Origin of the sequence: Myxococcus sp. CA051A (assembly GCF_013336705.1) — a bacterium.
GTDB classification, from domain to species: domain Bacteria; phylum Myxococcota; class Myxococcia; order Myxococcales; family Myxococcaceae; genus Myxococcus; species Myxococcus llanfairpwllgwyngyllgogerychwyrndrobwllllantysiliogogogochensis.
In genome coordinates this window covers 136,098-152,173 of the sequence record NZ_JABUMS010000007.1, presented here as the reverse complement: position 1 = coordinate 152,173, position 16,076 = coordinate 136,098, and the positions used below count along the sequence as shown (strand labels likewise).

Here is a 16,076-nt window from a genome sequence, read left to right as displayed (position 1 = left end):
CGCTGTCGGCCTCCGCCACGCTTCGGGCCTGAATGGCCGGAGCGTGGTGACCTGGACAGGAAAGTCCTGTCTGGATTTTCTGGAGGCCTGTGTTTGGACTTAGAATCCAGGCATGTCCAAGTCATGCCTGTGGGGGGAATGCCTGGCGGTCTTCGTTTGCGTGTCAGTGGCGATGCCGCTGAGCGCGTACGGGGCCGAAGGCGAGGTCCAACGTCAAATCACAGAGGCCATCCGTCTCTACGAGGACCTCGAATACGAGCGAGCGCTGGAGCGACTGAAGCACGCCAGTCGCCTGCCGCATGGCCCTGACGAAGCGGTCTCCCTCTCCCTGCTGCGAGGAATTGTCCAAGCGGACATGGGAAGGTGGGAGGCCGCGCGCAAGGACTTCCGCGAGGCGCTCCAACGCCAGCTTGAGATCCAGCTTCCCTTGCAAGTCTCTCCCAAGGTGAGTCGCGAGTTCGAGACGCAGCGCACGAAGGTCCGCGCGTCAGTGGCCGGTCGACGCGCGGATTCGCCGACAGCGCCCACGGCAGCGGCGGTGGAGGTCGCGCCAGTGGACGCGAAGCCCCCGACCAAGGAGACCGAGGTCGCCGTGACTCACCTGATGCCTCCCAGCAAGGAGGACGGAGTCCCGGAAGCGTGGGCACCAGGCGTCGTGGAAGAAGAGTTGGCGCGAGCCTCCCAAGGTGTGCGCGTCGCAGGACGACGGGTGCCAGTGGTGAGCTGGGCGTTGTTGGGCGCGGGAGTCGCGGCGGGTGGAGTGGGCACGGTGTTCGGCCTGTCATCGCGCAGTCAGATCGACGATGCGCGGTCTGCTCAACTCCAGGAGGACCTTGAGTCCCACCATTCACGGGCACAGAGCAGTGCGCAGACAGCGAACATCCTCTTCGGCGCGGCGACGGCTGCAGCGGTGGGCGCGCTGGCGACGTGGCTCTTGATGGACTCCTCCGAAGCGACCGTGGCCGAGGGAGGTGCGCGATGAGCCGCATGGGAAGACTGGTCGTCGTGAGCCTGCTGGTGCTCGGAGGCTGTTCCGTGCCGAGCCTCGAGGACCTCGAGGCCGAGAGGGGCGTTCGCATCACGGTCGACTACTCGCCGAGCTTCAAGACCGGGTGCATCGTGATGCGAACCCAGGATGAAGCGAATCCGGCGAACTTCACGGAGCAGACCGTCGAGAGCAGCGCGCTCTCTCGTCAGACGCCGCCATTGGAGCTGAGGGCACTCCGCAGGGGGGATTGGAGCAAGAAGGTGCGGGTGACCCTCACCGCGCACGAGCAGACCTGCGCGGGCAAGGCAGTGGACCGGGTGGAACTGGTGGGGGAGGTCGGCAGGTCACTCGCGGCGGTGCTCGCCACTCCTGATGTGGACGGTGACGGGTACGTTGCCACGCTGGGGGGGAGTAGAGGGGGGACGGACTGTGATGACGGCGACGTCAGGACGAACCCCTCACTGCCGGAGATCTGCGACGACAAGGATAACAACTGCGTCGGTGGGGCTGATGAGGGCCTGACCCGAATTGCCATGTTCCGTGATGCAGACGGCGACGGGGTTGGTGGGGAGGCCATTCAGCACTGCGTGCCGACGAGCGGTGTGTGGGGGTACGCGACCACTGGCGGGGACTGCAGGGACGATGATCCGGCCGTAATCCCAGGCAAGACAGATGTTTGCGATGACAAGGACAACAACTGCGACGGGGCCACTGACGAGGGCAGCGACAAGAACTGGTACCAAGACGGCGACCAGGATGGTTCGCTTAGTGTGGCCACGGTCAAGGTCCAGTGTGGTCAGCCTGACGCCTCCTATCGTCAACGGTTTCAGAGCGAGGCCTTCGATTGCAATGACCATGACGGCAACAACACGCCGGGCAGGGTGGAGTCGTGCGACAACGCCGACAACAACTGCGACGGGAATGCGGATGAGGTGTTTCCAACGAAGGGCACGTCGTGCAACCTCCCCAGCGTGAGCTGCGCTGGGACGTGGGCCTGCACGGGGGACCAGGTGGCCGTCGAGTGCAACGCGAGGGCGCCGAGGTTGTTCTATCCCGACCGTGACGGAGACGGAGACGGAGACCAGAACGCGACGGTGGACGAAGTCTGCGCGAACGAGACGCCCCAAGTCGGCCACGTGGAGAACGTCCACGGAGACTGCGATGACGTGGACCCTGCGGCGAGGTCGGGACTCGCGGAGGTGTGTGACGCCATCGACAACAACTGCAACGCGGGCGTGAGCGACGAGCCGCTGTCATGTGGTGGCACGCTGAGGGATGTGGTCAGCTATCACCTGAGTTCAGACAGCCAGGACTGGAGGACGGTGGCGGTGGGGCAGGGGGGATATCCCGTCTGGGTGGCGGGCCGAGCCGGCAAGCTGGCGGTGCGCAAGGCGCCCAATCTGAAGTTCGAGAGCTTCAGCTACGGGGACACCGCGAATCCGTCGCCCCCTGACGGGAGCCCTCCGCTCAACACGAACCACTGCGGGGACCACAACTGGACGGTCTCCTGGGTGGACTCCGCAGGCAGTGTGTACTTGGGCGGGGAGGGAGGATGGGTGACCAAGCATTCTGGGACGAGTGTGGTCTGCGCTCCTGGGACTTTGCCCACCACGGATAACATCACGGGAATGGTGGGCTTCGAGTCTGGTGGGGTGACGACTCTCTATGTCAGCAACTCGGGCGGGCACTTGTACAGGTGGGTGCCGGGTCCGAATCCGTTCACCGAGTTGCATAACAACAATCTCAACTACTACGGCTTCCATGCTCTGCGTGAGGAGTTCCTGCTCGCGGTGGGGGGAGGAACGGGAGGGGGCAGTGGGCAGAAGATCGTGTCTTACGCCGTGACGGCTGGGGGGCCTGCCACTCCTAGCACGCACACGCTCATTCCCAACAACGTGGGCGGTTATGCCAAGGCGGTGTGGATGGGGGACGCGGACAAGGCCTGCGCGGTGGGAGATGGCGGGGCTGCGTGGCGTTGGGACGGCGCGACGACGTGGGACAAGACAGACGCCCCATCGGCGTTCGACTTCACCAGCGTGGTGATGCGGTACGACGCGCAGAGCCCACAGAACCCGCTGAACGAGCAGTGCTACATGGTGGACAAGCGCACGGGCGGAACGGGCGGCAAGCTGCACCGGCTGACACCGTATGGCTGGGCCAAGGGCCCGGACCTGACCGGGAGCCTGGCGAACGTGCCGTTGAACGACATTGCCATCACAGCAGCCGGAGACCTGTGGATCGTCGGTGAGGACGGCCGCGTGTTCCACTACCCGGAGCCGTGACCTCCCGGTCCTGAATCCCCGGGCCCATGTGGCCCGGGGGCCTCCAGCTCCCGCAGCGGCACCCACCGCTCCAGCAGCGGCCCGCCGTGCTTCCTCCGTCCAATCCGCTGCGACGGATAAATCCCCCGGTGGCCCGTCAGCAGATACGCCACCGTCGACACAATCATCACGTGCGGCAGCACCCCCGCGCCCACCAGCTCCACCGCCATGATGGACAACGCCAGCGGTGTATTCGCCGCCGCCGCGAACAGCGCCGCCATCCCCACCGCGGCCCCCAGGTCCACTGGCAATCCCAGCACCCGCGCCAGCACGTTCCCCAGGCTCGCGCCAATGAAGAACAGCGGCGTCACCTCTCCGCCCAGGAACCCCGAGCCCAGCGTCACCACCGTGAACGCAAGCTTCCACGCGAACGCGGACACCGGCAGCGCCGGGTCCTCGAACGCTCGGATGATTCCCGGCACCCCCAACCCCAGATACTCATCCGTCCCCACCCACAACCAAAGCAACACCACCGCCGTCCCACCCATCGCCATCCGCAAAGGCAACCACCGCACCCGCCGCTCCAACAACGCCTTCAGCCGGTGCAGCCCCTCCACGAACACCACCGCTACCGCCGCCACCCCCACCGCGAACACCAACCACTTTCCCAACACCTGCGCCGTCAGCGGCAACACCCCCGGCACCGGATACACCGTGTGGTGGATGCCCAACCCCCGCGTCACCAAATCACCCACCACCGAAGCCACCAGCGCCGGCAGCAGCGCCTCGTAGCCGAGCCGCCCCACCACCACGACCTCCAACCCGAACACCGCCCCCGCCACCGGCGTCCCGAACACCGACCCGAATCCCCCCGCGATTCCCGCCGCCAAGAGCTCCCGCCGCAAATCCGCCCCCGCCCGGAACCGGTGCGCCACCCAGTCCGCCAGGCTCCCGCCCATCTGCACCGCGGTGCCCTCGCGCCCCGCACTGCCGCCAAACAGGTGCGTCAGCACCGTCCCCACCAACACCATCGGCGCCATCCGCAGCGGCACCTGCGCATCCCCCGTGTGCACCGTGTCGAGCACCAGGTTGTTCCCCCCGCGCACCGGCCCGCCCCACTTCGCGTACACCGCCCCCAACACCCACCCCGCCAACGGCAGCGCGTACACCAGCGCGCCCTGTCGCTCACGCAGCTGTGTCGCCGCGTCCAGCAGCCACAGGAACCCCGCAGACGCCACGCCGCACACCACCCCCACCAACGCCCCGAGCACCAACCACTGCCCCAGCACTCGCGCTCCTCCCGTCCACCTCACCGCGCCTCCCTCCGAGACTGTTGAAACATCGTGAAACACCGCGTCATACGTCGCGGCGCGTCAGGAATCAGACAACCCAAGGGCGCGACACTTTGGGTTCCATGCAATCCGCGAATTCTGACTGCTCGCGTTATTCCAGTTTGCGGGTGATTCGCGAATCGACGGCGTGTAGCGTTCGGTTTCCCCCTACATTCCCCCAGCGGGAAGAAAAGAGAGCGGGCATGTCCTTCCGTCGCAATGGGCTGTCCTTCGTCGCCGTTGTCGCGGCCGCCACGGTGAGTGGTAGCGCGATGGCGAGCACCATCAACCAGAACACGTCGTGGACCATCGACCGGTCCACGTCCACGACGAAGTATCGCGTCGTGGCTTACGGCGACTCCATCTATGCGGGCTACAACGGTGGCATCGGTGGCGTTGCGCGCCGCGCGGCCCCCGTCGTCCAGGGCGAGTACCTGGCGAAGCTGTGGAACACGGACATCGAGGTCATCCGCCGCACGAAGTCCGGCGCGCGGGCCGACGACATCTACAACAACAAGATTGTCTCCGAGCGCTCGTACATGCAGACGGCCAACACGCGCGCCGTGATGTTCGAGATGTGCGGCAACGACTACCTGCAGGCGCGCAGCGCCTTCACGGACCAGACGGGCACCTGTAACTACAGCGGCCTGGAGGCGGCGCTGGCGGCCTGCACCACGTACACGGAGAGGGCCATGCAGGCCATCAACCAGTACGCGACCTCCGCCAAGGTCAAGATTGTCTCCAACATCTACTACCCGGGCTTCGCCGCGGACAACGTCCAGACGGCCTGCAAGGACTCGGCGACGGGTGCCACCATCAACAAGCAGGTGAAGTTCCTCCCCCTGCTGGCCCGCAGCAACTGGCGCACCTGCAACCTGGCGGCGCGGTACGGCTTCCAGTGCGCGGACTCCTTCGCGGAGATGATGGGCGCGGACTACGACTCGAACGGCGACGGCCAGGTGGACTCGGCCGCCCTGCGCTACGTCGCGGGTGAGACGGAGGATGCGTATGTCGCTCGCATCACCGGCGCGCTGCGCTCCACGCTGCGCGACGCGAACACGCACTTCGTCAACGCCAGCACCAGCTACGACTACATCCAGTCGGACAACACCCACCCGACGTACTTCGGCACCACCATCAGCGTGAGCATCTTCTCCGGCTCGGGCTCCGGCACGGGCGCGCCCCAGTTCACGGACGCGCAGGTGGTCGACGGCAAGAACCCCGAGTGGAACAAGACGGGCCACGAGCGCATGGGCTGGGAGAGCGCGCGCTTCAACCCCACCGCTCCCTGATGCTCGCACCCGCGTCGGGCGGGTGAGCTTCACCTCGAGGCCTCCGACTCTCGCGAAGAGTCGGGGGCTTCGTCGTTTCCGGCGCCGCTCATGTCACATCAGGAAGCGCGACGCGGTGAAGGCCATGATGCCCGCGTAGTACCCGAGCCGGCAGAGCCACTCGACGCCCCTGCGCACGCCCCGCGTCCACGACGGCGTGAAGCGCGCCGCGGCCAACGACACCAGCTCCGCCACGCCCCGCCAGAAGCACGCGATGAGCAGCAGGCTCAGCGTCACCGGCGCGTAGTAGCGACCGAACGAGAGCAGATAGGCCTTCAGCCCGTTGAGCTGGTACTCGCCGAACGGACCGCCGAAGGCGATGTACTGGTGCGCCCGGAAGAAGATGCCCGCGGGCACGAGCGGGAAGACGACGAGCTTGAGCACCAGGTGATACCAGCGCTTGCGCCACAGCTCCCGGCGCGCCCGCCCATAGCGGACCAGCGGATGTGTCACCGCCGCGCCCAGCGAGCCCTCGCGTCGAGCGAGCGCCTCCAGGAGCGGCACCGCGTCCTCGGCCTCCAGGCCGTAGCCGAGCGCGCGTCCTGACTTCAGGCGCAGCGTCAGCCCGGGCCCAGGGAGTGGCAGGCGCCAGGGACGCACGGACTCCACGGCGTCGAGCGGAATCTCCAGCCGGGCGCCGTCGCGCAGCGTGAGCGTCAGGGTGCTGGCGCCCACCTCCAGCGTGGCGCGGGCGCGCGAGCGCAGCGCGGCCACCAGGGCCACGGGCAGGCCTCCGCCCAGGACGAGGCTCCAGACGAGGGGCTCGGCCTTGAGCGTCTCCGCGCCCTCGAGGATGTCCCACAGCAACCAGGCGGTGAAGAAGAGCAGGCTGCCCACGGTGACGAAGCGGGCCGACATCGCCACGCCGCGTCGCGCGGAGGTCCAGGCATGGAGCGTGAAGCGCTCGGGCTCGACGGTGGGCGAGGCCGTGGGCGGCGGCGCGCTGACAGGGAGGGTGTCGACGGAAGGGGAGCTCATGGCGCGAGGGGCGGGGAGTGGTCGCCGGGAGTGGCCACATTGCCTCGGCGAGAGGGTGTCCGTAGCATACGCAGCGCGGAGGTCTCACGGCGAGCATGCGGCCGCAGCAACCATCCCCTGAACGGCGTGTCGACCGTGACGGCGTCACCCATGTCGCCCCGACTCGCGCTTCCCCTGGAGGCGGTGTCGCGCGGTGGCTGGTGGGCGGCGCGCTCGTCTTCACCGTGCTGTGCATCGCGCTGAGCGCGTGGCTGAGCGCCTCCGACGTGGAGGTGGAGGTGGAGGACACGCCCTATGTCGAAGCCCCGCCGCCGCCCGTCACCGCGCCTGAGCCCGTGGTGGCGCGCGCGCCCGTGCGCAGGCCGCCGGCGAAGGAGCCGCTGCTGGGGGATGCCACGCCCGTCATGGGGGAGCCCACCGCCCCGCCCGCGCCCGCCACGGAGCCCGACGTGCCCACTTCCGGCCCCACGGGGATTCAGCTCTATCGCCCTGGCACCAAGCCGCTCAAGCGCGGCCTCGTCGTGCCCGAGGGCTTCGAGCTGCCTCCCGGCTACGTGCGCCACTACCAGTCCACGGACGAGGGTGAGCGCGTGGAGGCCATCCTGATGTTCCATCCGGACCACCAACCCGTGGATGCGAACGGGCAGCCGCTGGAGATTCCAGAGAATCGCGTGGTGCCCGCGGAGCTGGCGCCCCCAGGCATGCCCGTGCGCATGCTGGAGCTGCCGAAGTCCGACGAGTCCAAGGACGCGCCTTGACGCTGCTGGGGCGAGAGGAGGCGTCGTCCGGCCGGCGCTTCTCCGGGGGCCTGGGCGCCGTCCTCGCCACCACCCTGGCGTTGTGGGTGTTCTCGCTGCTCCGGATGCCGTGGACCCTGCTCGGCTGGGTGGCGCTGGTGCCGTGGCTGGTGGTGGTGGACCGGGCCCGCTCCTCGCGCGAGGCCCTGTTGCTGGGCGCGGGGCTCAGCGTCACCTTCAGCGCCGCCGTCCTCGGGTGGTTTCCGGGCGCGCTGCAGTCGTATTCGGGCGCGCCGCTGTGGCTGTGCTGGCTGTTGATGCTGCTCCTGGCGCCGGTGTTCCAGCTCCAGTTCCCTGTCACGGCGCTGGCGCGGCAGTTGGCGCGGCGCGCGGTGGGGAATCGGGCCGGGTGGTTGCCGCCCATGGTGAGCGTGCTGGTGTACGTGGGCGTGGAGTGGCTCGCGCCCAAGCCCTTCGCGGACACGCTGGGGCAGGGCTTCGTCTACTCGGAGCGACTGCGGCAGTTCGCGGACGTCGCGGGCGCGCCCGGGCTCACGCTGGCGCTGCTGTTCGTCAATGAGTGTGTGTTCGCGATGGGGCGCGCGTTCAGGACGCGCGGGGCTCCGGGCGCGCTGAAGCCCCTGGTGGCGGCGGTGGCGCTGGTGGTGGTGATGCTGGGCTATGGCTCCTTCCGCCTCGCCCAGTATGTGGTGGAGCGGAGCACACAGACGGCGCTGGTGGTGGGCGCGGTGCAGGCCAACATCATCAACTACGAGAAGCTCAAGGCGGAGCACGGCACCTACGAAGTGGTGCGGATGATTCTCGACACGCACTACGCGCTGTCGGACTCGCTGCTGCGCGAGGCTCCTCTGGATGTGCTCATCTGGCCGGAGACGGTGTACCCGACGCCCTTCGGCGTGCCCAAGAGCGAGGCGGGCGCGGAGCTAGACGCCGAGATTTCCGCCTATGTCGCCGCGCGGAACGTGCCGCTCATCTTCGGCTCGTATGACGTGGAGGGCGGAAAGGAGTTCAACGCCGCCATGTTCCTGTCACCGGGAGACAAAGAAGGAGAGGCACCGACGCGCAAGGTGTACCGCAAGTCGAAGCTCTTCCCGTTGACGGAGTGGGTGCCGGAGCTCATCGACTCTCCGGGCCTGCGCGAGTGGCTGCCGTGGACGGGGCGCTGGTCGCCGGGCTCGGGGCCGCGAACGGTGCTGCTGAAGCGGCGCGACGGGCGGATACTCAGGGTGGCGCCGCTCATCTGCTACGACACCCTCTTCCCCTCCTATGTCGCGGATGAGGCGACTGCCACCGCGGACCTGCTGCTCACGCTGTCGAATGACTCGTGGTTCGGGGGCACGCCCGGGCCCAGGCTGCACCTCACGCACGCGGTCTTCCGCAGCATCGAGACGCGCCGGCCCCAGGTGCGGGTGACGAACTCGGGCGTCTCCGCGCTCATCGACGACACGGGCGAAATCCTGACGGAGATTGGCGATGGCCAGCGCGGCACCGCCGTCATGCGCGTGCCCTGGCACACCGCGGGTTATTTCCTGGCGCGGAGGTGGGGCAACTGGCTGGGGCCCGTGGCGCTGGTGATGGCGGTGGCGCTGCTCGGCGGCGCGGTGCTCGGTGGACGGGGCGAGCGGTACTGACGCGGTGGTGCGGTGCTCGGTGGACGGGGCGAGCGGTACTGACGCGGCGGCGCGGTGCTCGGTGGACGGGGCGAGCGGTACTGACGCGGCGGCGCGCGGGTCATCGGAGGTGTTGCTCGCGACGACGCTCGCGGACTGCATGGGTGCCCATCGCGGGCCGTGACGGGGTGAGGACGTCGCGGAGAGGGGCCACCGCCGAAGCGGCTCTGCTCGCTCCAGGACAGTGCGCCACCCGACAGCGCGTCTGCGTGACACATCCTCGCGGCGGTGCGCGGCTGGCCGTTGTCGGCCCGCACCTCCGGAATTAGACGCTCCGGGCAGGCAGTTCTCACCCTGGAGCGCTCGCGCAATGATTGTCGGCCGGAGGCTCTCCTGGCACATCATCCTCCGCTACACGGGCATCCCCGTGGCCGTGCATGTCTTCTTCGCCCTGGCCATCGTCGTGGGCTATCGCGTGTTCGGCGCGTCCTGGATGGCGGTGCCCACGATGCCCATCTCCGTGCTCGCCGCGGCGCTGGGTGTGCTGCTCGCCTTCCGCAACAACTCCGCCTACGACCGTTGGTGGGAGGCCCGCACGCTGTGGGGCGGCGTGGTGAACTGGTCTCGGACCTTCGCTCGTCAGGTGCTCACGCTGCTCCCCCGTCCCGGACGCCAGCCGGGTGACGAACTCACGGAGCTGGAGCTGGCCGCGGTGCCCTCGCGCCTGCTGCGCAGCGCGGTGGACCGCCCCAGTGCCCTGCTGACGGTGCGCGGCACTCGGGCGAGCGACGGCGCGGTCCGAGACAGGTTCGGTCAGGCACGGGTGCCCTCCGGCGCGCGCGACACGTCGGGCGAGGTCGCGGTGCTCGGTACTCCGCTTCAGGCCCAGGGCGAGCCGCGCGGCGTCATCACCCGGATGGTCGAAGACATCACCGAGGACGCACGCGAGCTGGTCTACGCGCAGATGGGCTTCGTACACGCGCTGCGCTGTCATCTGCGCCGTCAGGACCCGCTGCCGGAGATTGTCGCCTTCTTCCGGCCCGACGTCATCGACGCCCTGCGCGAGGAGCACAACGTCCCCTCCGCGATTCTGCTGTGGATGGCGACGCGCCTGCGCCGCATCTACGGCCAGGTGTCAGACCCGCAGAAGGTGCTGTTCCTCCACGTGACGATGGACCGGACACTGACCGAGATGACCAACCTGCTGGGCGCCTGTGAGCGCATCAAGAACACGCCGCTGCCGCGCCAGTACGACAGCCTGCTGTTCGCGATGACGCGCGCCTACCTGGTGCTGCTGCCGCTCGGTGTCGTGGAGGAGCTGGGCTGGCTCACTCCGGCCGTCACCGCCATCATCGCGTTCCTGTTCATCGGCCTGGACGCCGTCGGGCGGGATATCGAGACACCGTTCGAGGACGACCTCAGCGACACGCCGATGACGGCCCTCAGTCGGACCATCGAAATCAACCTGAGACAGATGCTCGGGGAGACGGAGCTTCCCCAGCCCGTGCAACCCAAGGACGGACTGCTCTACTGAGGCCGCGAGCTTCTCGAATGGGCCCTGTCAGTGTGGCGCGGTCCGCTCCGGGTGCGCGCGTTGCGGAGGGTGCTGGCGGGGCGTATACCCGAGGCATCGTGTCTGGACTGTCGCGTCTCCTCACGCTCGTGCTGCTCCTCGGCTGGCAGGTCGCCGCCAGCGGTGTGGCGGGGCTGGGGCACTACTGCGAGAAGCAGGTCCAGACGCGCGCTTCCAAGTGCCGCTGCCATGAGCACTCGAAAGCGGACTCCTCCCACGCGGACTCCCACGGTCAGCCGACGCTCCAGTGGGACTGCTGCGAGGAGCCGCACTGGGACCTGCCTGCTCCCACCGAGGGCAGTCTCTCCAGTGCCAGTCCCTTCGTCGCGCCGCCCGTCGCCGTGCCGCCGGTCGCCTGGCTGCCGCTCAAGGCGCCCGAGTGGGGCTCGCAACGCTCCCTGTCTCTCTGGAACGTGCCCCCGTCACAGGGGCCTCCTGTCTTCCTCCGCATCCGCACGCTGCTCCTCTGAGCGCTCCGGCGCACGGGGCTGGCTCGTGGTGTGTCCTCGGTTCCTGTCGAGGCCCACGACTTGCGGCTCCGTGCCCTGGGCGAGGTCGCGTCCCCGTGTCTTGGGGCAAGCGCGCCCTCGCCTCCGGAATGCATTCAGGAGCCGTGTGCGAGAGGTCTGTCGCTCCGGCATGCCGTCAGCCCGCCTTCAGTAGAGCGAGACCATGGACATGATTTGGGAGTTGATGATTGGCACCGTGCTGTTGACGCTGCTCATCGTGGTGATGACGCCCGCGATGTGGAGCTCGAGAATCAGCCTGCGCGAGAAGCCCAAGGAGCACGAGAAGCACACCAAGCCCGACGCGTGAGGCTTGCTTCGAGGACGCGGCCACGTGGAGCGAAGTGGCCGCGTCCCTCGCGTCAGGGCCCTAGAGCTTGCCGGCCTTCAGCTCGTCGACCAGGTGCGCGCTGGCTCGCACGGCGAGGGCCATCATCGTCAGCGTGGGGTTCTGCGGCCCCTGCGAGGGGAAGCTCGCGCCGTCCATGACGAGGAGGTTGGGTACGTCCCAGCTCTGGCTCCACGGATTGAGCACGGACGTCTTCGCGTCAGTGCCCATGCGGGCGGTGCCCACCTCGTGGATGGCCATGCCCGGCGTGGACAGGGTGTCGTTCACCTTCTCCACCGTGAAGCCCGCTTCCTTCATCATCTCCTGACACGCCGCCACGGCGTCCTTGCACATCCGCAGCTCGTTCTCCGAGTGACGGCAGTCGATGTGCGCCGCCGGAATCCCCCAGCGGTCCTTCACCGTGGCGCTCAACGTCACGCGGTTGCCCGCGCGCGGCACCATCTCCCCGAAGGGGACGAAGTGACAGCTGTCCGCGAAGGTGAAGACCTGCACGCCATAGCCTCGCGCGAAGCCCTCCTCGCGGGACGTGACGTTGCGGAACTGCGGAATGTACGCCCAGCTCTGCTCGGCGCGCTGCTGCTCGGGCGGCAGGTTCATCTTCGCTTCGATGCCGAGCAGGTACGTGTGGTCCATCAGGTTGCGGCCGAGCTGCCCCGAGGAGTTGCCCAGCCCGTCCGGGAACGCCGCGCTCTTCGAGTGCAACAGCAGCCGCGTCGTCTCGATGGTCCCCGCAGCCAGAATCACCACGCGGCCGTGCGCCTCGTGCGTCTTGCCGGATTCGGTGTCGACGTAGGTGACGCCGGTGACTCGGCCCGTCTTCGCGTCGTGCAGCACCTGGTTCACCACGGCGTGGGTGCGCAGGGTGAGGCGGCCCGTCTTCATCGCGGCGGGGAGGGTGATGGGGGCGCCCGCGGTACGACGGACGACGACGCGGCGCTCGGGCCAGCGGCGCTCCACGTGTTGCTTGAGGTGCTGCTCGGCGGGGTTCATCGCGATGGAGGAGGCGAAGACGGAGTCGGGCAGCGTGTCCAGCCCGTCCGTGTTGCCGGAGAGGCCCATCCACCGCTCCACCGTCTCGTAGTGCGGCGCCAGCTCCGCCAGCGTCAGGGGCCAGTCCGGACCCTGGCCGTCGAGCCCGCCTGCCTTGAAGTTGAAGTCAGACAGCCGGTAGAACTGGCGGCCGTGCGCCTTCACCGACGTGCGCCCGCCGACCTGCCGTGCGCGAATCCACGTGAAGGGCGCGTCGCCCGGCGTCGTGTAGGGATTGTCGACGTCATCCACGAACGCGTGCGGATGGAAGGGCCACGCGAAGGTGGTGGACTGCACCGACTGGCGCTGCTTGCGCGTGGTGTCCGTCTCCGCCTGGTAGCCGAGCAGCTTCTGACGGAGGCGGTGCCACACCCAGAGCAGGCGGTCCGCCCGGTCGCTCCGCCCGGCCTCCAGCACCAGCACGTTCAACCCTGCTTCCGTGAGCTGCTTGGCTGCCCAGCCGCCACACGCTCCGGAGCCCACCACCACCGCATCGAAAGTCTTCTTGGACGTGCTCACAGCATCCCTGCGAGTGCAAAGGTGATGCGCGGTATGCGTCACCGCGAGTTGAATCACGCCAGTGTAAGCTGGCACGCGCGAGGTTGACCATGGACGCCCCCCTGTGTCGCGGGTGACTCGCGTGAAGCTGGACGGGCAGCCGGGCATGACCCGGGGAAGGTGTTTCATGAAGGGCTGGAGGGTTGTCGCGGGCGTGCTGGTGTTGGGGGTGCTCGTCGCCCTGGCCCTCTTCGGACGGGCCCTGCGCCACTCGGAGGCGTACTTCCACTATCCCCGCACGCCTCCCACGCGGCCCGCTGATTTCGCGCAGGCGCAAGACGTGCGTTTGTTCACCGAGGATGGGCTGGAATTGCGTGGCTGGTATGTGCCCTCGCGCAACCGCGCCGCCGTGGTGATGGCGCATGGGTTATCCCAGACACGCGCGGACCTGTTGCCAGAGGCGCGCATCCTGCGCGACGCGGGCTACGGCGTGCTGCTGTTCGATTTGCGCGCCCATGGCGAGAGCCAGGGTGAGACATCCACGTGGGGTGACAAGGAGCGGCTGGACGTGCGCGCCGCGCTGGCCTTCGTGCGAGCTCGCCCTGACGTGGACCCCGGGAAGGTGGCGGCCCTCGGTTTTTCAATTGGCTCGGCCGCCGTGGCGGAGGTCGCCGCGAAGGACACGGGCGTGCGCGCGGTGGTGCTGCTGTCTCCGTTCAACACGTTGTGGCTGGCGGCGGCGTATGACTTTCGCCGCTTCGGCTTCGTGTCCCAGTCCGGCGCGCTGGTGCCCTTCTGGCGCCGGGGAATCGCGCTCGACGAGGTGCGCACCATCGACGCGGTGGACCACATCCGTCCCCGGCCGCTGCTCATCGTCATGGGCACGGAGGAGTCCGGCCAGCCGCTCGCGGACGAGCTGTTCGCCCACGTGCGCGAGTACGCCCAGACATGGCGCATCCAGGGCGCGAGTCATGGAGGCTTCAGCGACGTGGAGCCCCAGGAGTATCCCCGCCGACTGCGCGCCTTCTTCGATGCGGCGCTGCTGTCGGGCGGGGAGGGTGCCGCCGGAAGCGCGGCCCCGGCGGTGCCCTGACGACGACGGTCAGGCGACCTTCGGGGTTTCCTTCTCGCGGGCCTCGAGCGCTTCCACGTCCTTGAGGAAGGCGCGGCCCTTGTCCGCGTCCGTCATGTAGACGAAGGCGGCCATGCCCTTGAGCTGCTCCAGGGACTCGCCCTCTCGGCCGGGCTTGCCCTTCTGGCGGTTGTGGATGGCGGCGCGCAGGCGGCGCACCACGTCGCGCGGGACTCGCGCGGACGCCACGCCGTCCCGGGCCTTGTTCACCACCAGCCCCGTGACTTGCTGACGCGTGCCCTTGCGGCTCACCCGCGTCTTGTTCGGGTGAACATGGAAGCCCTCGTCCTCGACGACTTCCTTCACGCGCGCGAGCAGCACCGACACCGCGGGGCCCTGCGCCCGCTTCGCCTTGGGCTGCTTCGTCTTCGTCCAGGAGAAGGTGAGGTCGTCCGCGTAGCGCGTGTAGATGAAGCCCAGGCGCTTCGACAGCGCGGACAGGCGCTTGTCCAGCTTGAGGCACAGCGCGTTGGTGATGCCGGGAGACGTGGGCGCGCCCTGCGGCAGCGCGCGGGGACCCTTGGCGACGTAGAGCGTCTTGCCGCGGAACTGCACCGTCTCGCGAGGCGCCTCGGTGGCCATCAGCGACAGCAGCGTGGCGGTGTTCTCCTGCAAGCCGCCCTTGCGCAGCAGGCCCTTCACCCGCCGCCACGTCACGGTGGGGAAGAAGTCCTTCAAGTCCACCTTCACCACCACGTCCGCGCCGTGGTGGGCGAGCGCGTTGGTGAGGATGGAGCGTCCCGCGACGAAGCCGTGCGCCGCGCCGTGCACGGGCAGCCGCTCCACCACGTTGGACAGCACCCAGCGCTGGGCCTGCTTCAGCTCCGGCTTGGGGGACGTAATCGTGCGCGTGCCGCCGTCGCGCTTGGGGATGCCCCAGCTGATGTAGTGCGAGCCGGTGTCCACCTCGCGGTGGAACGCGAACCAGCGCAGCTTGGAGACGCTGAGTCCGAGCGCCTTGGCGAGCGCGTCCACGGTGCCCAGCTCCGGCAGACCGTTGGACTTCGCGCGCTCCTCGCGGTGGGCGACGTCGAACTTGTCGGAGCCGGCGTCTTCCTTCCAGTGCACGCCAGCGCCCAGATGGCTGATGTGCGTGGCCTTCCAGGCCTCATGGGCCTGGCGGCCCAGGGCGCGGAGCTCGGCGGCCTCGGCCTTCTTCTTCTCCTTCCAGGCGGTCTTCTCCTTCTCGGAGGCGCCGGAGAAGTCCAGGTCCGCCACGGCGAGGCCGCGCGAGACGAGCTGGCCCTGGGCCCACGACTCGGCGCCGCCTGCTTCGACGATGGCCTTCCAGCGGATGAGCAGGGCTTCATGCGCGGCGCGGCGGGCCTCGCGCTGGGCGACCGCGTTGGCGGCGGGAGCCTGGGGCGCAGGGGTGGCAACGGCCTGCGGCGCTGCTGCGGGGACGAACGACTCCAGCCTGGCGGTCATGTCAGAACCTCGAGGGGGCGCGTCGGCGTCGGACGAGGCGGGCAATCATCACGAGCAGTCGAGGGAGGCCAGGAAAGCACCACCATCTTACCTGGTGCACGGTAGCCTCACCGGCTCTCCCCTCCTAGGCACTACGGCCTGCGGGGGCAAACGGCGATCGCGTCGTTGGCTCAGCTGCCCCCGCAGGCCGTAGTGCCTAGGAGGGAGAGAGCCAAGAACAGGCTACCTTGCGGAGAGTGTCCTGCATTCCAACCGGAGCGGCGCAACGCCGCTCCCGCGCTCGAGGCGCTCAGGCTGATGCACT

General features: G+C 68.6%; 13 protein-coding genes. 9 read left to right on the top strand and 4 right to left on the bottom strand.

Features of this window, described 5'->3' with window-relative positions; translation table 11 throughout:
• Positions 1–112: 112 nt before the first annotated feature.
• Together HUA74_RS21305 and HUA74_RS21300 are read left to right on the top strand one after the other, a co-directional pair.
• Positions 113–982: a hypothetical protein gene (locus HUA74_RS21305; protein ID WP_174455992.1), complete on the top strand. Its 870-nt coding sequence runs from the start codon at positions 113–115 to the stop codon at positions 980–982.
• A complete protein-coding gene (locus HUA74_RS21300) occupies positions 979–3,270 on the top strand; it encodes a putative metal-binding motif-containing protein (RefSeq protein ID WP_174455991.1) in 2,292 nt (763 codons plus the stop codon). Before HUA74_RS21305 ends, HUA74_RS21300 begins: the two co-directional genes overlap by 4 nt.
• Here HUA74_RS21300 and HUA74_RS21295 read toward each other — a convergent pair.
• Positions 3,255–4,562, bottom strand: a complete 1,308-nt coding sequence (locus HUA74_RS21295) for a chloride channel protein (protein ID WP_174455990.1) — start codon at positions 4,560–4,562, stop codon at positions 3,255–3,257. The two genes, HUA74_RS21300 and HUA74_RS21295, sit on opposite strands and share 16 nt — an antisense overlap.
• Before the next feature lie 221 nt (positions 4,563–4,783).
• Between HUA74_RS21295 and HUA74_RS21290 the strand changes: the two genes are divergently transcribed.
• The gene (locus HUA74_RS21290) at positions 4,784–5,872 is read left to right on the top strand and encodes an SGNH/GDSL hydrolase family protein (protein ID WP_141644499.1); all 1,089 of its coding nucleotides are present in this window, start codon (positions 4,784–4,786) and stop codon (positions 5,870–5,872) included.
• A gap of 93 nt (positions 5,873–5,965) precedes the next feature.
• Here HUA74_RS21290 and HUA74_RS21285 read toward each other — a convergent pair whose 3' ends face one another.
• The gene (locus HUA74_RS21285) at positions 5,966–6,889 is read right to left on the bottom strand and encodes a hypothetical protein (RefSeq protein WP_174455989.1); all 924 of its coding nucleotides are present in this window, start codon (positions 6,887–6,889) and stop codon (positions 5,966–5,968) included.
• Positions 6,890–6,984: 95 nt separating this feature from the next.
• Here HUA74_RS21285 and HUA74_RS21280 point away from each other — a divergent pair, with 95 nt between their 5' ends.
• From HUA74_RS21280 to HUA74_RS21260, 5 genes are all read left to right on the top strand, one after another.
• Positions 6,985–7,647: a hypothetical protein gene (locus tag HUA74_RS21280; protein WP_174455988.1), complete on the top strand. Its 663-nt coding sequence runs from the start codon at positions 6,985–6,987 to the stop codon at positions 7,645–7,647.
• On the top strand, positions 7,644–9,278 hold the full coding sequence (gene lnt / locus HUA74_RS21275; protein WP_371817280.1) for an apolipoprotein N-acyltransferase: 1,635 nt from the start codon (positions 7,644–7,646) through the stop codon (positions 9,276–9,278). Before HUA74_RS21280 ends, lnt begins: the two co-directional genes overlap by 4 nt.
• Before the next feature lie 349 nt (positions 9,279–9,627).
• Complete coding sequence (locus tag HUA74_RS21270) at positions 9,628–10,791, top strand: bestrophin family protein (protein ID WP_174455987.1); 1,164 nt, start codon at positions 9,628–9,630, stop codon at positions 10,789–10,791.
• A gap of 98 nt (positions 10,792–10,889) precedes the next feature.
• Positions 10,890–11,300 (top strand): hypothetical protein, encoded by a 411-nt coding sequence (locus tag HUA74_RS21265; protein ID WP_371745645.1) that lies wholly within the window; start codon positions 10,890–10,892, stop codon positions 11,298–11,300.
• A gap of 202 nt (positions 11,301–11,502) precedes the next feature.
• Positions 11,503–11,646 carry a hypothetical protein gene (locus HUA74_RS21260; protein WP_174455985.1) on the top strand — a complete coding sequence of 48 codons (144 nt, stop codon included), beginning with the start codon at positions 11,503–11,505 and terminating at the stop codon, positions 11,644–11,646.
• Positions 11,647–11,706: 60 nt separating this feature from the next.
• On the opposite strand, the gene HUA74_RS21255 is transcribed toward HUA74_RS21260, so the two are convergent.
• Positions 11,707–13,233, bottom strand: a complete 1,527-nt coding sequence (locus tag HUA74_RS21255; RefSeq protein WP_174455984.1) for a GMC family oxidoreductase — start codon at positions 13,231–13,233, stop codon at positions 11,707–11,709.
• 166 nt (positions 13,234–13,399) lie between these two features.
• On the opposite strand from HUA74_RS21255, the gene HUA74_RS21250 reads away from it, so the two are divergent.
• Positions 13,400–14,305, top strand: a complete 906-nt coding sequence (locus HUA74_RS21250; protein WP_174455983.1) for an alpha/beta hydrolase — start codon at positions 13,400–13,402, stop codon at positions 14,303–14,305.
• Positions 14,306–14,314: 9 nt separating this feature from the next.
• Here HUA74_RS21250 and HUA74_RS21245 read toward each other — a convergent pair whose 3' ends face one another.
• Positions 14,315–15,772 (bottom strand): reverse transcriptase family protein, encoded by a 1,458-nt coding sequence (locus tag HUA74_RS21245; protein WP_174455982.1) that lies wholly within the window; start codon positions 15,770–15,772, stop codon positions 14,315–14,317.
• Positions 15,773–16,076 lie beyond the last annotated feature (304 nt).